This window comes from Cupriavidus sp. HPC(L), assembly GCF_000307735.3.
Taxonomy (GTDB): Bacteria; Pseudomonadota; Gammaproteobacteria; order Burkholderiales; family Burkholderiaceae; genus Cupriavidus.
Genome location: NZ_AMPR02000450.1, coordinates 1 through 18,344, shown reverse-complemented (window position 1 = coordinate 18,344; position 18,344 = coordinate 1). Strand labels below are relative to the sequence as shown.

The following is an 18,344-nucleotide window of genomic DNA, read 5'->3' as shown; positions in this document are numbered from 1 at the left end:
GCCGACCCGCAGGCCGGCGCTCGCAACGGCAACGGGCTGCACGACCGCTTCCTGCTGGCCCGCCGCTCGCCGCATGCCTTGGCGGTCGAAGGCTTGCGCAGCGTGCGCGCCTCGCTGTACTTCGGCCTGCGCGGCGCGCCCGATGGCGTGCTGGCGATCACCAGCCCCGCGCCCGGTGCGGGCAAGACCTTCGCCGCGGTCAATCTCGCGGTGCTGTTCGCCGAGGCCGGGCAACGCGTGCTGCTGATCGACGCCGACATGCGGCGCGGCAAGGTTGCGACGTGGTTTGGCCAGGCCGCCGAGCCGGGCCTGTCCGATGTGCTGGCCGGCCGCATTCCGGTCGGCGCGGCGGTGCAGCCGACCGTGGTCGCGGGCCTGTGCATCCTCGGTGCCGGCGCGACGCCGGCCAATCCGTCGGAACTGTTGATGCTGCCGACGCTGAAGGACGCGCTGCAGCAGTGCAAGGAGCGCTTCGACCTGGTCATCGTCGATACGCCGCCGGTGCTGTCGGTCGCCGACGCGATGCTGATCGCCAGCCTGGCCGGCTCGACGCTGCTGGTGATGCGCGCCGACGTGACGCTGCCCGGCCAGGTCGACGACACGCTCAAGCGACTGTCGCGCGCCGATGCGCGCATCGCGGGAGGCATCATCAACGGCGTCGCGCAGCGTCGCAGCAACCGCGCGGACTTTGCCACCATCAATCCGTATCTGGGCATGCCGCTGCCGCCTGCAACACCGGCGGCCCGTGCCCTCGAACGTCCGGTGGCGGCCGCCGCGGGCAAGGCGTGAAGCGGGCAAGGCGTGAAGCGGGCAAGGCGTGAAGCGGGCAAGGCGTGAAGCGGGCAAGGCGTGAAGCGGGCAAGGCGTGAAGCGGGCAAGGCGTGAAGCGGGCAGCGTACCCGTTTCTGCGTAGGTCTCGGGCAGGATTGCGGAGGCAGTAGGAACGTTTCGAGCAGGCACGCGCGGGCTCTTGTCCGCGCGCCTTCTCGGCATCCGGGGGAAGACCGATGAAGCGAGTGGCGTTCGACCACTGCGTCGGCTGGCTGCATCCAGGCCCTGGCGCAACCGGCGTGGTGTTGTGCGCGCCTTGGGGTCACGAAGCGATGTGGTCGCATCGCGCGTGGCGGCATCTGGCCGACGACCTCGCCAGCGCCGGCATGCCGGTGCTGCGCTTCGACTATCCCGGCTGTGGCGATTCCGCGGGGACCGAGGACGGTCCCGATCGGCTCAGCGCCTGTGCGCACAGCATCGTGCGTGCGGCGCAGACGCTGCGCGCGCATACCGGCGCCGAACGCGTGGTGCTGTGCGGCCTGCGCCTGGGCGCGACGCTGGCGGTGCTGGCCGCCGAGGCAATGGCCGCCGACGGCGGCCAGCGTGCCGATGGACTGGTCCTGCTGGCGCCTCCGGTGACGGGCCGCAGCTATCTGCGGGAGCTGCGCGCGCTGCAGCGCAGCTGGTGCAATAACGCGATCCCCGATATCCCGGTCGCGCCGCCGGGCGACGGTTCCTGCGAGGTGCTGGGCTATCGGCTGCCTTCGGATGCGGTGGCCTTGCTCGAGAGCCTGCGGCTCGAGCGCCGCGCGGTCTGTCCCGCGCCGCGCATGCTGCTGCTCGATGCGTGGCCCGGGCCCGGTTCGCCGGTCGCCGCGCTGGCGGGCCGCTACCGTGCGCAGGGCGCGCAGGTGACGCGGCTCGACTTCGACGAGTATCCCGCGATGATGCGTTCGGCCGAGCACAGCAGCGTGCCCGAGCAGGCGTGGCAGCAGGTCGCGCAATGGCTGGGTCCGGCCGCATCGGTCGCGCGCCGTGGGCAGCCGTCGTGCCATGTCGACGGCGATGCGGTGCTGCGGGTCGCGGGCGCGGTGGAGCAGCCGGTGTGGCTCGATGGCGGCCGTCAGTTCGGCGTGCTGTGCGCGCCCGACGATGGCGGCAATGCGACCCGCACCGCGGTGCTGTTTCCGAACACAGGCGGCAACCACCATGTCGGCGACTGCCGGCTGTTCGTCACGCTGTCGCGCCAGCTCGCCGATGCCGGCGTGGCGGCATTGCGGCTTGACGTATCGGCGCTCGGCGACAGTCCGCTGGCGGCGCGCACGATGCGCATTGCGGCGCTCTACGGCGAACAACCGGGGCGCGATGTCGCGGCGGCGGTGGCGTGGCTGAGGGCACGCGGATATCGGCGCGTGGTCGTCGGCGGGGTTTGCTCGGGCGGCTTCATCGCGCTGCAGGCCGCGCTGGCCGGGGCACCGATCGACGGGCTGGTGCTCGCCAATCTGCTGAAATTCCGCTGGGACAGCCGGGACGGCGACGATGACGCCGATGCGCAACTGCAATCGACACGCGTCTATCTGGCGGCGGCGCGCAATCCCGCGCAATGGCTGCGGCTGCTGCGCGGCGAGATCGATCCATGGCCGCATGCCGCGGCGCTGGCGCGCCGGCTATTTACCGGCCGTGCGAATGCCGGCGCCAAGCTCGGCGCGAACGATCCGGACACCTGGGCGCGCGACGCGATGCACATCCTGCAACGCCGCGGCGTGCGCGTCGACCTGCTGTATGGGGCGGGGGATATCGGCCTGGAGGAAGCGCGCTCGCGCTTCGGCCGGCATCTGGAGGCGCTGGCCCAGTTGAGCGGCATTCGGGTCCACGTGCTGCCGCGGCTGGACCATTCGCTGTTCCTGGCGGAGAGCCGCGCGCAATTCGCCGCTGGCCTGATGCGGCATCTGGCGGCGCTGGATTTGCTGGATGCATCGAGTGCGCCAATGGAAGCGGCGCCGGCTTCTTCGCGGGCCGCTTCCACCGGCATCGCACCGGCCACGACGCCGACCGCGCGAGCCGCATCCCGGATGCTGGACTAACGCCGCGGCGTCGTCCAGCGCCCGGGGCGGCCCTACGCTGCGTCAGCGTCTCAGCGTCTCAGCGTCTCAGCGTCTCAGCGCATCAGCGCATCAGCGCGCCGGCGGCGTCGTCAGTTCGCGCTTGGCCTCTTCGTTGGCCTCGCGCATTTCCGCCTTGCGCTCCTGCTTTGCGGCGTTCACTTCCTGCCGGTATTCCTGCCGCGCTTCGGACTTGCGCGCGCGGTACTCACCGCGTGCCTCGGCGCGCGCCATGCGCCGCTCGACCAGCGGGTCCAGCTTCGGCTGGAGCTGGTAGACACCAGGCCCGTGAGGAACGGCCACCATGCCGGCCGGAACGCTGCCGGGGGCGGGGCCGGTCGTCGGCATGGTCGAGGCTCCGGCGGGGGCCATCGTGCCGGCACCAGCGCCGGCGCCAACACTGGCACCAGCACCCGCGCCGACACCCGCACCGCCGGCGGCGGCACCCGCGCCAACGCTGGTGTCGGCACCGGTGCCGGTGGAAGGCGCCATCGGCGTCTGGGCAAAGGCAGTTGCGCTGATCAGACCCGCGGCCAGCGCCGCCAGGGCGGTTCGGGTGCGCACAGTCAGGTTTCGGGACATATCAGACCTCGTGAGTTGTTATCGAACGAAGCCCGCGGCCGTGCAGGCCGCGGGGACGACGGTGGCGGCGCACGCCCGGAGGATGCTGCCGCTTGCTCGATTTTTGATGGCAAGCGGCCGTCGCCGTTTCCGCGTTCCAACAACTCCTTACAAATGGCAAAAAGACCGACAGCGGCTTCCTACGCGGCGCGCGCCCGCTGTCCTACAAAACGCCGATCCCCGCGCGCGGCGGGGATCGGTGCCGATACGACGGTAGGGTCAAAGCTGCCGGTATCAGGCGCGCTTGGCCTTGATCGCGCTGTACTGGTTCATATAGCGATACTTGCCGAAGTGGTAGTGCGAGCGGTACCAGCGGCCCTCGACGTGCAGGCCGTTGAACAGCACGCCCTTGACGTCGCCGCCGGCATGGCGGATCGCCTTGTCGGTCGCCTGCAGCTCGCTGGCGGTGGTGACATCGGCGCGCGCCACCAGGAATACCGCGCCCGCGCGGCTGGCCAGGATGCCGGCATCGGCCGCCGCCAGCACCGGCGGCGAATCGATCAGCACCACGTCGTAGCGCGCCTTCAGTTCATCGATCAGCGCCTCCATGCCGGGGCTGTTCAGCATGTCGGCCGGCTGCGGCGCCTGCGCCCCGGTCGGGATGAAGTCCAGCCCCGGCGCGACCTGGCGCTGCACCACCTTGTCCAGCGGCGTGCCGAGCAGCACGTCGCTCAGGCCCGGCGAGCGGCGCGAGCCGAAGCGGTGGTTCAGCCCGCCGCGGCGCAGGTCGGCGTCGACCAGCGCGACGCGCTTGCCGCCCGCGCCGAGGATCGCGGCGAAGTTCGCGGCGATGAACGACTTGCCGACGCCCGGCGCGGGGCCCGTGATCACCACGATGCGGTTGCGGCTGCCGACCAGCGCGAACTGCAGCGCGGTGCGGAAGCTGCGCAGGCTCTCCATCGCCGGGTCCTCCGGCTCCTGCAGCGCGAGCAGGCCTGGCAGCGGCTTGGCGCCGCCGAACTTGCGGGTCTGCTGCTGGCTCAGCGGGATCGTGGCGTAGACCGTCAGGCCGGTCTGCTGCTCGATCTCGTCGGCATCGGTCAGCCCGCCGTCGAGCGAGCGGCGCACCACCACCATCAGCAGGCCGGCCAGCACGCCCAGGCCCACCGCCACCGCGACGATCAGCGGGCGGTTCGGCCGCACCGGCTTGAGCGGCACGTTGGCCGGGTCGACCAGGCGTGCGGTGCCGACCTTGCTCGCCTTCATCAGCTTGAGCTGCTGCACGTCGTTGAGCAGCGCCTGATAGAGCTCGGTGTTGACCTTGACATCGCGCATCAGCCGCAGCACGTTCTGCTCGACATCGGGCAGGCGCTGGATGCGGCCGGTGACGCCGTTCAGCTGTGCGGTCAGGCTCTCGATCTGGCCGTCGATCGCGGTGATGCTGGGGTGATCGCCGACGAAGCGCATCGCCAGTTCCTGCCGCTTCTGCTTCAGCTCCTGCAAGCGGGTCTGGATCTGCACCGACTGCGCCAGGATCAGCTTCGATTCCTCGCTCAGGTCCACCGTGCCGCGCTGGTTGCGCATCGCGTTATAGCGCGATTCGGCGGCCTCCACCTGCTGGCGCAGCTGCGGCATCTGGCCCTGCAGGAATTCGAGCGACTTCTCCGCTTCCGCGGCCTTGCGGCGCACGTTCTGCTCGACGTACTCCATGCCGATCTCGTTGAGGATCGCCGCGGTCAGCTGCGGCGAATCGCCTTCGAGCGTGACGCCGATCACGCCGCTCTGCTTGCCGCGCTCCATGATGTGAAGCTGCTGCTGCAGGCGGGCGATCGCGGCCAGGCGCGGCAGATGGCGCAGTGCGAACTGCGCGCCGGGACGGCCGTCGAGCTTGCTGATCGTCAGGTTGACCGGGCCGTAGGCGGTCTTGACGGTCAGCGGCTCGCCGACCTTGCCGTTGGCGCGGGCCGGATCGCTGTCGAAGCTGACGCGGTATTCGCCCTTGCCGAGCGCGGTGACCGTGATCTTGCGTTCGTCCATCTCGGCCGGCACCGTCAGCTCGCTGACGGCGATCGATTCGCTGCCCCAGGCGAAGCCGCCCCAGCCGAACAGCCCCGGCCGCGACAGCTCGCTGTTGTTCTGCGCGATCGCGCGGCCGATGATCGGGAAGTAGCGCGGCGACGCCTCGACGTTCAGCATCAGGTTGTCGACCGCGCGCCCGACCACCATGCGCGATTGCAGCAGCTCGATCTCGGCGGAGGCGGCCGACTTGACCTCGATTACCGGCGAGATCTGCGCGGCCACGCGGTTGGTCGCCGCCGTGGTGTTGGTGCTTTCCTCCACCTGCACCATGATGTCGGCGCGATAGACGGGGCGCGCGATCAGCGCGTAGATCGTCCCGAGCGCGATGACCAGGCCCGCCACCGTCAGGAAGGTCCACCGGTATCGCGCCAGCACGTCGAACCAGGATGTCAGATCGACCATGCCATCGCGCTCGTCCGCGCGCTCGGAGTGGGTGCTCCGGATGTTGTTGCTGTTCATGATGCCTCCCCGTGACATTCGGCCGGCGCAATGGCTCTTATGCGTGCCGACCAGGATTCGATGCCCGTCTTGATCAAGCCGAGTGCGATGGTGAACATGCTGTGCGAACCGCCGAAGGGATCGGGCACATCGGCCGCGATGAATTCGCCGATGCGATAGACGCGGCCGCGTGCGTCCGGAAACCGGCGCTCGACCTCGTCGCGCTGCTCGAGGTCCATCACCAGCACCAGATCGGCCCACTCCACCAGTTGCGCATCGACGGCGCGGGCACGGTGCCCGCGCAGTTCATGCCCTTCGGTGGCCATCAGCGCGATCGCGCACGGATGCGCTGCCGCGCCGACCGGCGGTGCCAGTCCCGCGGAGGCCACCTCGCACGTTGGCAGCGCCTGCCGCAGCAGGGCTTCCGCCATCGGACTGCGACAGGTATTGCCGATGCAGACCACCAATATGGTTCGGATCATCGCGCCCGCCTATCGGACCACGCCGGCCGTGCCGATCACCGGCTGGGTCGACGGGATCAGCAGGTTGATGACGCGGCTCCAGCGCACCAGTTCGCGCGCGTCGACGTAGACGACGTCCTTCGGCTCGAGCTCGAACCCTTCGGCGATGGCCAGCGCCACCGGCGAGCTGCCGTCGAGATGGAACACCTTCGGCTCTTCCCCGGCGGTGGTCTTGCGAATCACGTAGATCTGGTCGGCGCTGGCCGAGCTCGGATTGACGCCGCCGGCATCGCCGAGGGCCTCGTTCAGCGTCATGCGGCCGTTGCGCATCAGCAGCGCGGTGGGACGCAGCACTTCGCCGGTCACGAACACCTTGCTGTCCTCGCGCTGTTCGACGCGCACGATGTCGCCATTGCGCAGCAGGATGCGCGACGGGTCGACGCCCTTGGCCAGCAGCGCCGGCATGTTGATGTACCAGCTGCGCTCGCCGCGCGTCACGCGGATGCGGCTGCTGTCGCCGGTCTGCGTCAGCACGCCGCCGGCGCGGTTCAGCGCCTCGACCAGCGTCATCGGCGCGTCGTCGATCGGCAGCATGCCCGGTGTCTTGACCTCGCCGTCGACATAGACGCGCTGGCTGCGGAAGGCCAGCACGCGCACCGTCATCTGCGGATCGCGCACCACGCGCGACAGCGCCTTGGCGATCTGATCGCGCACCTCGTTGGCGGTCTTGCCGCCGACCTTCATCACGCCGGCATACGGAAACTGGATGTCGCCGTGCGGGCTGACCACATAGCCCGGCACGTTGGGGCTGCCGCCGGTGCTCGGCAGTTCGTAGGCCTGGCCGATGCTGTAGGTCTGGGTCGGGAACACGAGCTCGGGGTGATCCCAAACGACGACCGAGATGATGTCGCCCGGGCCGACGCGGTACGGCTGCGGCGCGGCGAACAGTTCCTCGACGTTCTCGTTGTCGCGGCGCGAGTTGTTGCGCAGCTCGCGCACGAGGTCCATCGTGATCGGCGTGATCTTGGGCACCGCATCGGGGCCGATCGCGGAGACCGGCGCCTGCTTGTCGAAATACATGCCAGGCGAACTCGCGCAACCGGCCAGCAGCGCCGCCGCACCCATCGCGCTGGCTGCGACCAATCCCGCCACCGACCGACCGCGGCGCACACTGCGTGGACCGCGTTGCTGATGCTGTTCCAATGCTTTCATGGCAACCTCCCCCCACTGCGACTTGCACATGGACACGCGCACGGCCATGTCCCCCGGATGCTGCCATCGTGTCCGCCGAGGCACTGGGTATCGGTGCGTTGTCACACATTTGATGCGGCGTGGAAGGGCAGGGCAACGGAAGGGGTTCGCGGGGGGGTGCGGTTGCCCTTGCCCCTCCCCCAACCGCTCTCCCGCAAGCGGCAGAGGGGAGCGAACCAGCGCCGCGCGCTTGCTGTCGGTGCTCCCTCTCCCCGCTTGCGGAAGGGAGGCAACGCGTGGCGGCGCGCTCGCCGTTGGTGTTCCCCTCCCGCGTGCAGGAGAGAGCAGCAACCTGTGGCGCGCGCTCGCTGTCGGTGTTCCCTCTCCCGCTTGCGGGAGAGGGGCAGGGGAGAGGGCAGCCAGCGTTCCACCCCGCGCGAGCGTCCGCAGTACCCAGACGAAACGGGCCGGATATCCTCCGGCCCGCCTTCGTTGGTAACCCGCGCCGCGTCAGCGCATGCCGCCTCCCGCCTGCAGCGGCAGTTCGGCAATCTCCGCGCGTTCGTTCGTCGGCCGTGGCATGCGCGTGACCGACGCCACCGGCGCCGCGCCGTCGCCGTTGACCCATTCGAGCTTGGCGCCGCGTTGCAGCGCGGTGTAAACCGCCTCGCCCTTGTTGCGCACCTTCAAGCGCTGATACAGCGTACACGCGTGGCTCTTGACCGTGGCCACCGAGATATTGAGCATGCGACTGACCGTCTTGATCGGATGGCCGCGTGCCAGCAGCACCAGCACCTCGTATTGCCGCGGCGTGATCTGCAGCATCTCGGCTTCGTCGTAGTAGGTCGCTTCCGCGCTGCCGGTGTCGACCGGCGCGGGACGCGGCGCCGCCGCGGCGGCGTGCGGCGGCACGATGCCGCTGCGCGAGGAGGCCGGCATCGCCGGATGCGGCGACACGGTGGCGGTACCGGCGATCACGGGGCGCGTGCCCAGCGACGCCGGCGCGACCACCGGACCGCCATAGCCGGCGCCTGGCAGCGACGACGACAGCGTGCCGGCGGCGCCATTGCCTCGCACGAAATAGCCGCCGACCATCGCCAGCCGAATGGCCGCTTCCAGCACGGCGAGCGAGGCGGATTTCGGCAGGCAGCCGCAGACGCCTTGCGCCATGGCGGCAGCGGGAACCTGCAACGGAACCATATCGGACAACAGCAGCACACGCTGTGCGTTGAGCACGCGGCGGACCTGGGTCAGCAGTTGCCATCCGGCGTCGACATCCTGCGGCATGCCGAACACCATCAGGTCGGTATCGCCGTCGGTGCCGTCGAGAAGAGAGACATCGGCGGGATCGATCGCGATGACCTGATCGATTCCCTCGATGCGCTCCAGCATCTGGTGCAGGCCCAGCCGGAGCAAGGGATGGCTTTCAATCAACAGTGCATTCATCTTCTTTTTCCCCCGTATCTGTGGGTGGAAAACAGGCAAACACACTGGCGAATGCAGTTGCCTCATCGCAGGCGACTTCCCGGCGAAGCGGCTCAGGCTTTCCCCCCGTCTGTCGGTATCGGCATCACCAGGCCACTGTGGTGCGCCGGCCCGATAGCCGACCCTGATCCCCACCCCAAAACATTTATCTTTAATCCGTTTAGGGCATCTTATGGGTTGAGTCAGTCGAAATCAAGTCACCTCCGGGGGGCCCGGAAGGATGGGATTACCACCGCTTTTCATAATCCGGTAACCCTTGATCCATAAGCGTTTCCAGCCTCCCCAAATGGGTGAGAATAAATCGGGCCATTCGAGTTTCAATAATGAAACAACGCTCGTCCGATAATGTTTCAGCGTTGAAACTCGTCTCATCGTCGATGACGTTCCGACCGCAGTGGGCCAAGCCCGGCGCGGCCTGTCGATACAGCGCTGAAACAGCGGCCGCCCATCGCGCCATGGAGCCCGCCGTGCACACGGGCCGGACCCCGCGAACGGGGGGCCCGCCAAATGGATGAGTGGGTTCTCCACCATCAGGATGATGGCCGCGAGGCAGGGCCCATCGTCCCTTTGTCCATCCTGCCTTCCCCCCACTTCCACCCTCCGCTCGCCCGCCATCGGAGCGGGGCCGGCCGGGAGGTTGGCCGCCCCACTGGCCGCCCCGCGGCCCGTCCGCTGGGTGCGCCAGCGAACAGAGCTTGCCCATCGCGCTGCCTACGCTTTGTGGCACGGAGCGCCGCCCATCAGCACGGCGCGTCTTGGCGCGGCACCGTCCGCCGTGGTGCGCCATCCCATCCTGCTGCATGCCGATACGGTCAGGGCCATGAAGCTTCTTCACATCATCGCGACGATCAATCCGGCCGGCGGCGGCCCGATCGAGGGCCTGCGCCAGTTGCGGATGCCGCTGGTCGAACGCGGCGTGCATGTCGATGTCGTCTGCGGCGACGACCCCGCCGCGCCATGGGTGCGCGAGAGCGAGCTCAACGTGATCGCGCTGGGGCCGTCGAAGGGCATCTACACCTACAACCCGCGCCTGGTGCCATGGCTGCGCGAGCACGGCGCGCGCTACGACGCGGTGATCATCGAGGGCCTGTGGCAATTCCACAGCCTTGCCGCGCTGCGGGTGCTGCGCGGCAAGGTGCCGTACTACGTGTTCACCCACGGCATGCTGGACCCGTGGTTCAAGGCCCGCTATCCGCTCAAGCATCTGAAGAAGCTGGCGTACTGGCTGCTGTTCGAGCGCCGCGCGCTGCGCCATGCGACCGCGGTGCTGTTCACCTGCGACGAGGAGCGCCGGCGCGCCCGCCTGTCGTTTCCCTGGTACCACTGCACGGAACGCATCGCGTCCTATGGCACCGCGCAACCGCCCGCCGACGACGGCACGCTGCGCGCCGCCTTCCACGCTGCCTTTCCGCAGACCGAGGGCAAGCGCATCGTGCTGTTCTTCGGCCGCATCCACGAGAAGAAGGGCTGCGATCTGCTGATCGAGGCCTTCGCGCGCGTGGCCAACGTCGATCCGGCGCTGCAGCTGGTGATCGCCGGCCCCGGCACGCCGGCGCTGCGCGAGGAACTGGAGATGCTGGCCGAACGGGTCGGCATCGCGCCGCGCGTGGTGTGGACCGGCATGTTGTCCGGCCCGCAGAAGTGGGGTGCCTTCCATGCCGCCGAGGTGTTCTGCCTGCCCTCGCACCAGGAGAACTTCGGCGTGGCCGTCGTCGAGGCGCTCGGTTGCGGCGTGCCGGTGCTGATCTCGGACAAGGTCAATATCTGGCGCGAGATCGAGGCCGACGGCGCGGGCATCGTGCAGACCGATACGGTCGACGGCACCGAACAGGGGCTGCGCGAATGGCTGGCCGCCGATGCGGCCACGCGCGCGCGCATGCGCGCCGCCGCGCCGCTCTCGTTCGCGCGCCGCTTCCAGAGCAGGCAGGTCGGACAACGCCTGCTCGACATCATTCAGGGCCGCACCGATGGCGCGCCGCCGGCCGACCGCGATTCGGGACCGGCGCTTTCGCATGCGGCCCCTTAGCGGTTGACCGGGAGACCTCAGATGCGAGAACTGATCCTCAATGCCGATGACTTCGGCTGGGATGCCGATACCTGCGACGCCACCATCGCCTGTTTCGAAGGCGGGCTGCTGACCAGCGCCACCATCATGACCGGCCGGCCGGCGTCGCAGCAGGCGTACGACTACGCGCGCCACAATCGCGGCCGCTTCTCGTTCGGCCTGCACTTCAACATGGTCGATGGCCATCTGCCGCATGCGGGCCGCCCTTCGTCGCTATGCACGCGCGACGGGCGTTTTCGCGCCAGCCATCGGCAGCGCGTGCGCGCGCTCGCGTGGATGCTGTCCGAGGACGATATCGCGCGCGAGTTCCGCGTGCAGCTCGAAGAGCTGCGCGACAACGGCGTCGAGGTGACCCATGTCGACAGCCACGGCCATCTGCACAAGTTTCCGATCGTGATCAGCGCGTTGCGCACCGAACTCGAACGCGCCGGCCTCCAATGGGTACGGCGGCCGCAGAACTTCTACTTCACGGCCAATCCACGCCAGGCGGTGATGAACAACTATTGCCAGCGCTATTTCAACGGGCTGCGCCATACCCATTACTACGGCGCGATCAACCACGACAACACCGACTGGGCCGCGCGGCTGCCGGAGCTGCTGCGCGACGGCATCACCGAGATCTCGGTCCATCCGGGCTACGCGGAACCGTGGCGGCGCGGCGAAACCGAACCGCTGGTCAACGCCGCCGCCTTGCGCACGGCGCTGCAGCGCGCCGGCATTGCGCTGCGGAGGTACGGCCAATGACCGCTCCGCTGGCCCGTAGCCTGCCGGCGCAGGCGGTGGCGCGTCCCGACACGCCGCAGGCCGCCGGCGACGGCACGCATGCCGTGCCGTGCCAGACCGCCAGGGTGTCGGTGCTGATCCTGACGCTGAACGAGGAGAAGAACCTCGCCCGGTGCCTGGAGTCGGTGTCGTGGTCCGACGATGTGGTCGTGCTCGACTCGTACAGCACGGACCAGACGCTGGAGATCGCGCGGCGCCACGGCGCGCGCGTGTTCCAGCGCAAGTTCGACAACTGGTCGGCCCATCAGAACTGGGCCAACGAGAACATCGACTTCAAGCACAAGTGGGTCTACTACTCCGACGCGGACGAAGTGGTCAGCCCGGAGCTGGCGGCGGAGCTGCGCGAGATCGCCGACCAGGTGCCGGCCGACGGCAGCTCGGCGCCTGTCGCCTACCGCGTCCGCTACAAGAACTACTTTCTCGGCAAATGGATCCGCTTCGCCGGCGGTTATCCGATCTGGGTACTGCGCTTCTTCCAGCCCGACAAGGTGCGCTGGGAGCGGCTGGTCAATCCGGCGCCGGTGGTCGACGGGTCGGTCGGCTTCCTGCGCCATCATTTCCTGCACTACAGCTTCAACAAGGGCTTCGACGCCTGGTTCGACAAGCACAACAAATATTCGATGGGGGAAGCGCTGGAGACCATCCGCAGTCTGGACGAGGACAAGTTCCGTTTTTCCTCGCTGTTGGCCTCCGATCCGCCGGCGCGCCGGCGGGCGCTGAAAGAGCTGTCGTTCCGCCTGCCGATGCGGCCGGTGGCGCGCTTTCTATACCTGTACCTGCTGAAGTTCGGCTTCATCGACGGGAAGGCCGGATTTCATTACTGCGTGCTGGTATCGATCTACGAATACATGGTGGTGCTGAAGGTACAGGAGCAGCGACGACGGGCCATGCAGTTACCCCTGTAGCCGGCTCGCGCCGCCACCGCTGGAGAGAACCATGCGAGTGGCCTATGTGACGACATACGATGCCTCCGATCCCCATGCCTGGTCGGGATCGGCAAGCTATATCCCGCGCGCGCTGCGCAGCAGTGCGATCGAGACCGAAGTGATCGACAAGGTCGACGAGGGGCCGGTGCTGGCCTGCCTGCTGCGCGCCAAGGCGCTGGCCTATCGGCGGCTGCTGCGGCGCGACTACCAGCGCGACCGCTCACCGACGGTGGCGCGCCGCTATGCGCAGCGCGTGCAGCGCCGCCTGGAGGGCGCGCATTGCGACGCAGTGCTCAGCCCGGGCACGCTACCGGTGTCCTGCCTGGACACCGACCGCCCGATCGCGATCTGGACCGACGCCACCTTCGACGGCATGGTCGGCTTCTATCCTGGCTTCAGCAATTTTTGCGCGGAAACGCTGCGCGACGGCCACCGGCTCGAACAGCAGGCGCTGTCGCGCTGCCGGCTGGCGATCTTCAGCTCGGAATGGGCCGCCGCCACCGCGCTGCGCCATTACGACGTCGATGCGGCCAAGGTCAAGGTAGTGCCGTTCGGCGCCAACCTGGACTGCCGGCGCACCTCGCAGGATATCGAGCGGATCGTGCTCGGCAAGGACTACCGTGTCTGCAGGCTGCTGCTGATCGGCGTGGACTGGATCCGCAAGGGCGGCGAAACCGCGCTGGCGGTCGCGCAATGCCTGAATCGCCGCGGACTGCCGACCGAACTGCACGTGGTCGGCTGCCGCCCGCCGTACGAGCCGCCGAGCTTCGTCAAGCTGCACGGCTTCGTGCCGAAGACGACCGAGGAGGGCCGCCGCCGTTTCGAGCGGCTGATGAGCGAGGCGCATTTCCTGCTGCTGCCTTCGACCGCCGAGTGCTACGGCGTGGTGCTGGCGGAGGCCAGTTCCTTCGGCCTGCCGTCGCTGGCCACGCGCGTCGGCGGCATTCCGACAGCGGTCCGCGATCGCCGCAACGGCATGACGTTCGAACTGGAAGCCGATGCGGCCCAGTGGTGCGACTACATCGAACGCGTGTTCCAGTCCGCCCCGCACTATGGCGCGCTCGCACGGGGGGCGTACCGAGAGTACGCCGAACGGCTGAACTGGCGCAGCGCCGGCGAACAGGTCAAGCAGCTGCTGCGCAGCCATTGCGTCTAGCACGCACGGCCCCGCAGTTCACGCTTCACGACCGTCAGCAAAGAAATCTTTACGTTATGAGGCCCAGGCAACGATGGATTGCCGGCCTCAACGCTATATTGTTCACACAACCAAACGTTTTGGTTGGCAACGCGTCGCAGGCGATTTGACGATGACCGAGAAGACTGTGCTGGTTACCGGGGCGAGGGGCTTCTTCGGCGGCTACGTCGCGGAGCACTATCTGGCCGCGGGTTGGCGCGTGATCGGTCTTGGCCATGGCGTGCCGGGGTGCACCTGCGAGGGCCGCATGGTCTGGCACCGTGCCCATGTCGTGCTCGAGAGCCTGGAACGGCTCGAGATCGAGCCCGACCTGCTGGTGCATTGCGCCGGCAGCGGTTCGGTGTCGGCGTCGCTGCGCGATCCCTTCGGCGACCACGCGCGCACCGTCGACAGTATCGCCGCCGTCCTCGAATATGTCCGGCGGCATTGCCCCCACACGCCGGTGGTCTATCCGTCCAGCGCCGCCGTCTATGGCGACGCCGCGCACTGCCCGGCCCGCGAAGGCGGCACGGTGCCATTGCGGCCCGCTTCCCCCTACGGCACCCACAAGCTGATGGCCGAGCAGCTGTGTGCCTCGTATGGCGCGCATTTCGGCGTACCGGTCGCGGTGGTCCGCTTCTTCTCGCTGTATGGGGAGGGCCAGCGCAAGCAATTGCTGTGGGACGCCTGCCGCAAGATCCGGCAGCGCGACGACCTCTATGGGGGCACCGGCGAGGAGAGCCGCGACTGGCTGCATGCCGAGGATGCGGCGCGCCTGGTGGCCGCGGTGGCGCTGCATGCCTCGCCGGCGTGCGCGATCTACAACGGCGCCAGCGGCACGGCCACCACGGTCAGGCAGGCGCTGACGCTGCTGTATCGGGAGCTCGCGCCGGGCCGTCGTCCGTGTTTTTCGCGCGAGGCCCGCCATGGCGATCCCTGCGACCAGCGTGCCGACGTCGGCCATACGCTGAGCACCGGGTGGGCCCCGCAAATCCGGCTGGAAGAGGGCGTGCGGCGCTTTGCACGCTGGTTCGAGGCGGTGTGCGATGACTAGGGTCGGCTTCGTCTTTGCCTTTCAGGATCGTGGCTGGCTCGGCGGCATCAGCTACTTCCGCAACCTGCTGTGGGCGCTGTACACGCTGCCCGAACGCACCATCGATCCGGTGATCCTGACCGGCGCGCGCACGCCGGCGTATCTGCTCGACGGCATGCCGCCGCTGCCGGTCCACCGCACGGGACTGCTCGATCGCCGCCATCCATGGTGGTACATGCGCAAGGCATGCCAGGCGGCCAGCGGCACCGATCTGATGCTGGCGCGCTATCTGGTCCGCCAGGGCATCGCGGTGCTGTCGCACCACAACCCGCTCGGTCCGCGCGCCGGCGTGCCGACGCTGGGCTGGATTCCGGACTTTCAGCATCTGCATCTGCCCGAGATGTTTTCGGCCGAAGAGATCGCGATGCGCGATCGTCTGTTCGCGTCCTTGTGCGAGGGCTCGGCGCGCGTGCTGGTCAGCAGCCATGCCGCGTGCCGCGACCTGCAGCGCTACTTTCCGGCGCAGGCGCATCGCGCCCGCGTGCTGCAGTTCGTCGCCAGCGTGAATCCGCTGGCGCCGGCGCCGCCGGTGTCCGAGCTGGAACGCCGCTACGGCTTTCGCGGCCCCTACTTCCACTTGCCGAACCAGCTGTGGCAGCACAAGAACCACGGCATCGTGGTCGAGGCGCTGCGCCTGCTGCGCCAGCGCGGGATCGATGCGCTGGTGCTGTCGACCGGCCAGACCGCGGACCATCGCAAGCCCGGCTATGGCCAGCGCCTGCTCCAAAGCGTCGAGCAGGCCGGGCTGCAACGGCATTTCCGTTTCCTCGGCGTGGTGCCGCACGGCGACCTGACCGGGCTGATGCGCGGCGCGGCCGCGCTGATCAATCCGTCACGCTTCGAAGGATGGAGCACCACGGTGGAGGAAGCCAAGTCGCTGGACAAGCCGATCCTGCTGTCCGATATCGAGGTCCATCGCGAACAGGCGCCGCCGCGTGGCGTCTATTTCGCACCGGACGATGCGCCGGCGCTGGCCGACGCCATGGCGCAGGTCCTTGCCCGCCCGGCGTCGCCCGAGCGGGACGCCGAACAGGCGCGCCTTGCGCGCGACGACCTGGTACGGCGTCGTCGCCGCTTCGCCGAGACCTACCAGCAGATCGTGGTGGAGCTGGGCGCCTGAGCGCAGACCGACGCAGACCGAGCGCAGACCGAGCGCAGACCGAGCGCAGACCGAGCGCAGACCGAGCGCAGACCGAGCGCAGACCGAGCGCAGACCGAGCGCAGACCGAGTGCGGCGCGTCGCGAATCAGCGTCCCTGCGGCTTGCGCTTGCCGATCGGCCTTGCCGGCGTGCCGCCGTAGACGGTCCACGCCGTCGGCAGCGGCTTGGTGACCACCGAGCGCGGCGCGACCACCGCGCCTTCGGGCACCGACACGCCGGGCGCGACGAAGCTCTCCGCGCAGATCCATACCCGCGGGGCGAGCGTGATCGGGAACGCGATCAGCTGGAAATTCGGGCTGTTGTAGTCGTGGGAACCGGTGCACAGGTGCGCGCCTTGCGACACCACGCAGTACTCGCCGATGTCGATCCGCTCGATGTTGTACAGCGTGACGCCGTCGGCCACGCCGGCATTGTTGCCGATGCGCAGATTCCACGGCGCCCAGATGCGGACGCCGGGATAGACATGGACATGCCGCCCAAGCTGCGCGCCGAACAGCCGCAGCAGCGCGGCGCGCCACGCGTGCGCCGGCCGCGGGCTCGGACGGAACAGCAACAGCCAGACCCAGTTCCAGATCTGCCGCTGCACGCGGTTGCCCAGCGAGAACGAGGGGCCCATGGTCGGATCGTCTTGCGTAATCAGCATCGGCTGTCCCGGTAAGCGCGCGGCGCGCACGGGACGATGGTGAGCCGGCCCACGCAGCGGGTCGGTGCGGCCGGTCACAGACCTTCGCCATGGACGCGGCGGGGCGGCCTGGAATGAGACTTGCACGAGTGGAGGATCCTGCAGGAGGGCATTCATGCGGATCCATCATCTGAACTGCATCTCGACCTGTCCGCTCGGCGGGCGGCTGATGGACGGGCGTTCGCGCTCGATCCTCGAGCGCGGCGAACTGGCCTGCCACTGCCTGCTGGTCGAGCTGCCGGAGTGCCTGGTTCTGGTCGATACCGGCCTGGGCCGGCGCGACGTGCAGGATCCGCGCTCGCGCCTGAGCGGCTTCTTCCTGACGCTGCTGCGGCCCGATTTCCGCGACGAGATGACGGCCTATCGTCAGGTGCAGGCGCTCGGCTTCGATCCGCGCGATGTGAGGCACATCGTGCTGACGCATCTGGACTTCGACCACGCCGGCGGCCTCGACGATTTCCCCTGGGCTACCGTCCACCTGATGGCGGCCGAACGCGACTATGCGCGGCTGCAGCGCACCTGGCTGGACCGCCAGCGCTTCCGCCCGCAACAGTGGTCGACGCAGGAGCGCTGGCGCACCTACGCGCCGGACGCCGGCGAGCGCTGGTACGGCTTCGACCGCGTGCGCACGCTCGACGGCCTGCCGCCTGAGGTCGCGATGGTCGCGTTGCCGGGCCACACCTTCGGCCATGCGGGCATCGCGGTGCAGGCGCAGGGCGAATGGCTGCTGCAGGCCGGCGACGCCTACTTCCATCATGGCGAACTCGACCCGGTGCGGCCGTACTGCACGCCCGGGCTGCGCTTCTATCAATGGATGATGGAGAAGGACCGCGGGGCGCGGCTGGCCACGCAACGGCATCTGCGCGAACTGAAGGAACGGCGCGACGGCCACATGACGGTCTGCTGCGGCCACGACATGGTCGAGTTCGAACGGCTGGCGCGGCGCTCGGCGCGCGTGCCGGCCAGCGCGTTCGCCGCCGCGCCGTGATCCACGGGGAAGCGTTCGCCGATACGCGCGGCGTGCCGGCCCCAAATATGCAAGTCCGTGGAGCAAATTCTGCAAGCACGCCGCGCGGCGCGGCGTCCGCATGTCGCGGATCGTGCCCACATGCCGGCATGCGGCTTGCGTGGAGAGGGGGCATTGGAGACCGCGCAGAGATCGCGTGGATCGCCACGTCGACAATCAGGAGGGACAGCATGAAACCACGACATCTGCTGGTGGTGGCCGCATCCTGCCTCGCGCTGGCCAGCCAGCTCGCGATGGCGCAGGGCCGCTCGAGCGGCGGCAGCGGCAAGGCGGGATCGACCGGCATGAGCGATGGCGCCAGCGCGCAGGGCAACACGGGCACGGGCGCGACATCGTCGGGAACCG

15 protein-coding genes are annotated in these 18,344 nt (G+C 68.8%); 9 read left to right on the top strand and 6 right to left on the bottom strand.

Annotated features, from left to right (window positions below; all coding sequences use genetic code 11):
- Together B551_RS22690 and B551_RS22685 are read left to right on the top strand one after the other, a co-directional pair.
- The coding region (locus B551_RS22690) for a CpsD/CapB family tyrosine-protein kinase (protein WP_043442262.1) at nt 1–789 on the top strand (789 nt) is incomplete at its 5' end.
- A 218-nt stretch (nt 790–1,007) separates the two neighbouring features.
- Complete coding sequence (locus B551_RS22685; protein ID WP_023265079.1) at nt 1,008–2,855, top strand: alpha/beta fold hydrolase; 1,848 nt, start codon at nt 1,008–1,010, stop codon at nt 2,853–2,855.
- Nucleotides 2,856–2,945: 90 nt separating this feature from the next.
- Here B551_RS22685 and B551_RS25405 read toward each other — a convergent pair whose 3' ends face one another.
- From B551_RS25405 to B551_RS22660, 5 genes are all read right to left on the bottom strand, one after another.
- Nucleotides 2,946–3,455 carry a hypothetical protein gene (locus tag B551_RS25405; protein WP_023265078.1) on the bottom strand — a complete coding sequence of 170 codons (510 nt, stop codon included), beginning with the start codon at nt 3,453–3,455 and terminating at the stop codon, nt 2,946–2,948.
- 273 nt (nt 3,456–3,728) lie between these two features.
- A complete protein-coding gene (locus B551_RS22675) occupies nt 3,729–5,972 on the bottom strand; it encodes a polysaccharide biosynthesis tyrosine autokinase (RefSeq protein WP_023265077.1) in 2,244 nt (747 codons plus the stop codon).
- A complete protein-coding gene (locus B551_RS22670) occupies nt 5,969–6,433 on the bottom strand; it encodes a protein-tyrosine-phosphatase (protein ID WP_023265076.1) in 465 nt (154 codons plus the stop codon). The genes B551_RS22675 and B551_RS22670 overlap by 4 nt, the downstream gene beginning before the upstream one ends.
- A gap of 9 nt (nt 6,434–6,442) precedes the next feature.
- Entirely contained in the window at nt 6,443–7,624 is a 1,182-nt protein-coding gene (locus B551_RS22665; RefSeq protein WP_052511460.1) for a polysaccharide biosynthesis/export family protein, read from the bottom strand.
- Nucleotides 7,625–8,113: 489 nt separating this feature from the next.
- Nucleotides 8,114–9,049, bottom strand: a complete 936-nt coding sequence (locus tag B551_RS22660; RefSeq protein ID WP_023265075.1) for a response regulator transcription factor — start codon at nt 9,047–9,049, stop codon at nt 8,114–8,116.
- 859 nt (nt 9,050–9,908) lie between these two features.
- Between B551_RS22660 and B551_RS22655 the strand changes: the two genes are divergently transcribed.
- The 6 genes from B551_RS22655 (at nt 9,909) to B551_RS22630 (ending at nt 16,249) form a co-directional block, all read left to right on the top strand.
- On the top strand, nt 9,909–11,114 hold the full coding sequence (locus B551_RS22655; RefSeq protein ID WP_043442270.1) for a glycosyltransferase: 1,206 nt from the start codon (nt 9,909–9,911) through the stop codon (nt 11,112–11,114).
- A gap of 21 nt (nt 11,115–11,135) precedes the next feature.
- Nucleotides 11,136–11,897, top strand: a complete 762-nt coding sequence (locus tag B551_RS22650) for a ChbG/HpnK family deacetylase (protein ID WP_006577396.1) — start codon at nt 11,136–11,138, stop codon at nt 11,895–11,897.
- Nucleotides 11,894–12,841, top strand: coding sequence for a glycosyltransferase family 2 protein (locus tag B551_RS22645; protein WP_006577397.1), 948 nt, complete (start codon nt 11,894–11,896; stop codon nt 12,839–12,841). The genes B551_RS22650 and B551_RS22645 overlap by 4 nt, the downstream gene beginning before the upstream one ends.
- 31 nt (nt 12,842–12,872) lie before the next feature.
- On the top strand, nt 12,873–14,018 hold the full coding sequence (locus tag B551_RS22640; protein WP_043442257.1) for a glycosyltransferase family 4 protein: 1,146 nt from the start codon (nt 12,873–12,875) through the stop codon (nt 14,016–14,018).
- Nucleotides 14,019–14,169: 151 nt separating this feature from the next.
- Entirely contained in the window at nt 14,170–15,090 is a 921-nt protein-coding gene (locus B551_RS22635; protein ID WP_006577399.1) for an NAD(P)-dependent oxidoreductase, read from the top strand.
- Entirely contained in the window at nt 15,083–16,249 is a 1,167-nt protein-coding gene (locus B551_RS22630; RefSeq protein WP_023265073.1) for a glycosyltransferase family 1 protein, read from the top strand. Before B551_RS22635 ends, B551_RS22630 begins: the two co-directional genes overlap by 8 nt.
- 126 nt (nt 16,250–16,375) lie before the next feature.
- On the opposite strand, the gene B551_RS22625 is transcribed toward B551_RS22630, so the two are convergent.
- A complete protein-coding gene (locus tag B551_RS22625) occupies nt 16,376–16,933 on the bottom strand; it encodes a colanic acid biosynthesis acetyltransferase WcaF (RefSeq protein WP_006577400.1) in 558 nt (185 codons plus the stop codon).
- 154 nt (nt 16,934–17,087) lie between these two features.
- On the opposite strand from B551_RS22625, the gene B551_RS22620 reads away from it, so the two are divergent.
- Nucleotides 17,088–17,960 (top strand): MBL fold metallo-hydrolase, encoded by an 873-nt coding sequence (locus B551_RS22620; protein WP_006577401.1) that lies wholly within the window; start codon nt 17,088–17,090, stop codon nt 17,958–17,960.
- Nucleotides 17,961–18,344 lie beyond the last annotated feature (384 nt).

Excerpts from the sequence above, each read along its gene's own strand:
- B551_RS22650 (WP_006577396.1), top strand. The coding sequence starts at position 11,136 with ATGCGAGAACTGATCCTCAATGCCGATGACTTCGGCTGGGATGCCGAT.
- B551_RS22675 (WP_023265077.1), bottom strand. The coding sequence starts at position 5,972 with ATGAACAGCAACAACATCCGGAGCACCCACTCCGAGCGCGCGGACGAG.
- B551_RS22660 (WP_023265075.1), bottom strand. The coding sequence starts at position 9,049 with ATGAATGCACTGTTGATTGAAAGCCATCCCTTGCTCCGGCTGGGCCTG.
- B551_RS22640 (WP_043442257.1), top strand. The coding sequence starts at position 12,873 with ATGCGAGTGGCCTATGTGACGACATACGATGCCTCCGATCCCCATGCC.
- B551_RS22635 (WP_006577399.1), top strand. The coding sequence starts at position 14,170 with ATGACCGAGAAGACTGTGCTGGTTACCGGGGCGAGGGGCTTCTTCGGC.
- B551_RS22665 (WP_052511460.1), bottom strand. The coding sequence starts at position 7,624 with ATGAAAGCATTGGAACAGCATCAGCAACGCGGTCCACGCAGTGTGCGC.
- B551_RS25405 (WP_023265078.1), bottom strand. The coding sequence starts at position 3,455 with ATGTCCCGAAACCTGACTGTGCGCACCCGAACCGCCCTGGCGGCGCTG.
- B551_RS22670 (WP_023265076.1), bottom strand. The coding sequence starts at position 6,433 with ATGATCCGAACCATATTGGTGGTCTGCATCGGCAATACCTGTCGCAGT.
- B551_RS22645 (WP_006577397.1), top strand. The coding sequence starts at position 11,894 with ATGACCGCTCCGCTGGCCCGTAGCCTGCCGGCGCAGGCGGTGGCGCGT.
- B551_RS22625 (WP_006577400.1), bottom strand. The coding sequence starts at position 16,933 with ATGCTGATTACGCAAGACGATCCGACCATGGGCCCCTCGTTCTCGCTG.
- B551_RS22655 (WP_043442270.1), top strand. The coding sequence starts at position 9,909 with ATGAAGCTTCTTCACATCATCGCGACGATCAATCCGGCCGGCGGCGGC.
- B551_RS22620 (WP_006577401.1), top strand. The coding sequence starts at position 17,088 with ATGCGGATCCATCATCTGAACTGCATCTCGACCTGTCCGCTCGGCGGG.
- B551_RS22630 (WP_023265073.1), top strand. The coding sequence starts at position 15,083 with ATGACTAGGGTCGGCTTCGTCTTTGCCTTTCAGGATCGTGGCTGGCTC.
- B551_RS22685 (WP_023265079.1), top strand. The coding sequence starts at position 1,008 with ATGAAGCGAGTGGCGTTCGACCACTGCGTCGGCTGGCTGCATCCAGGC.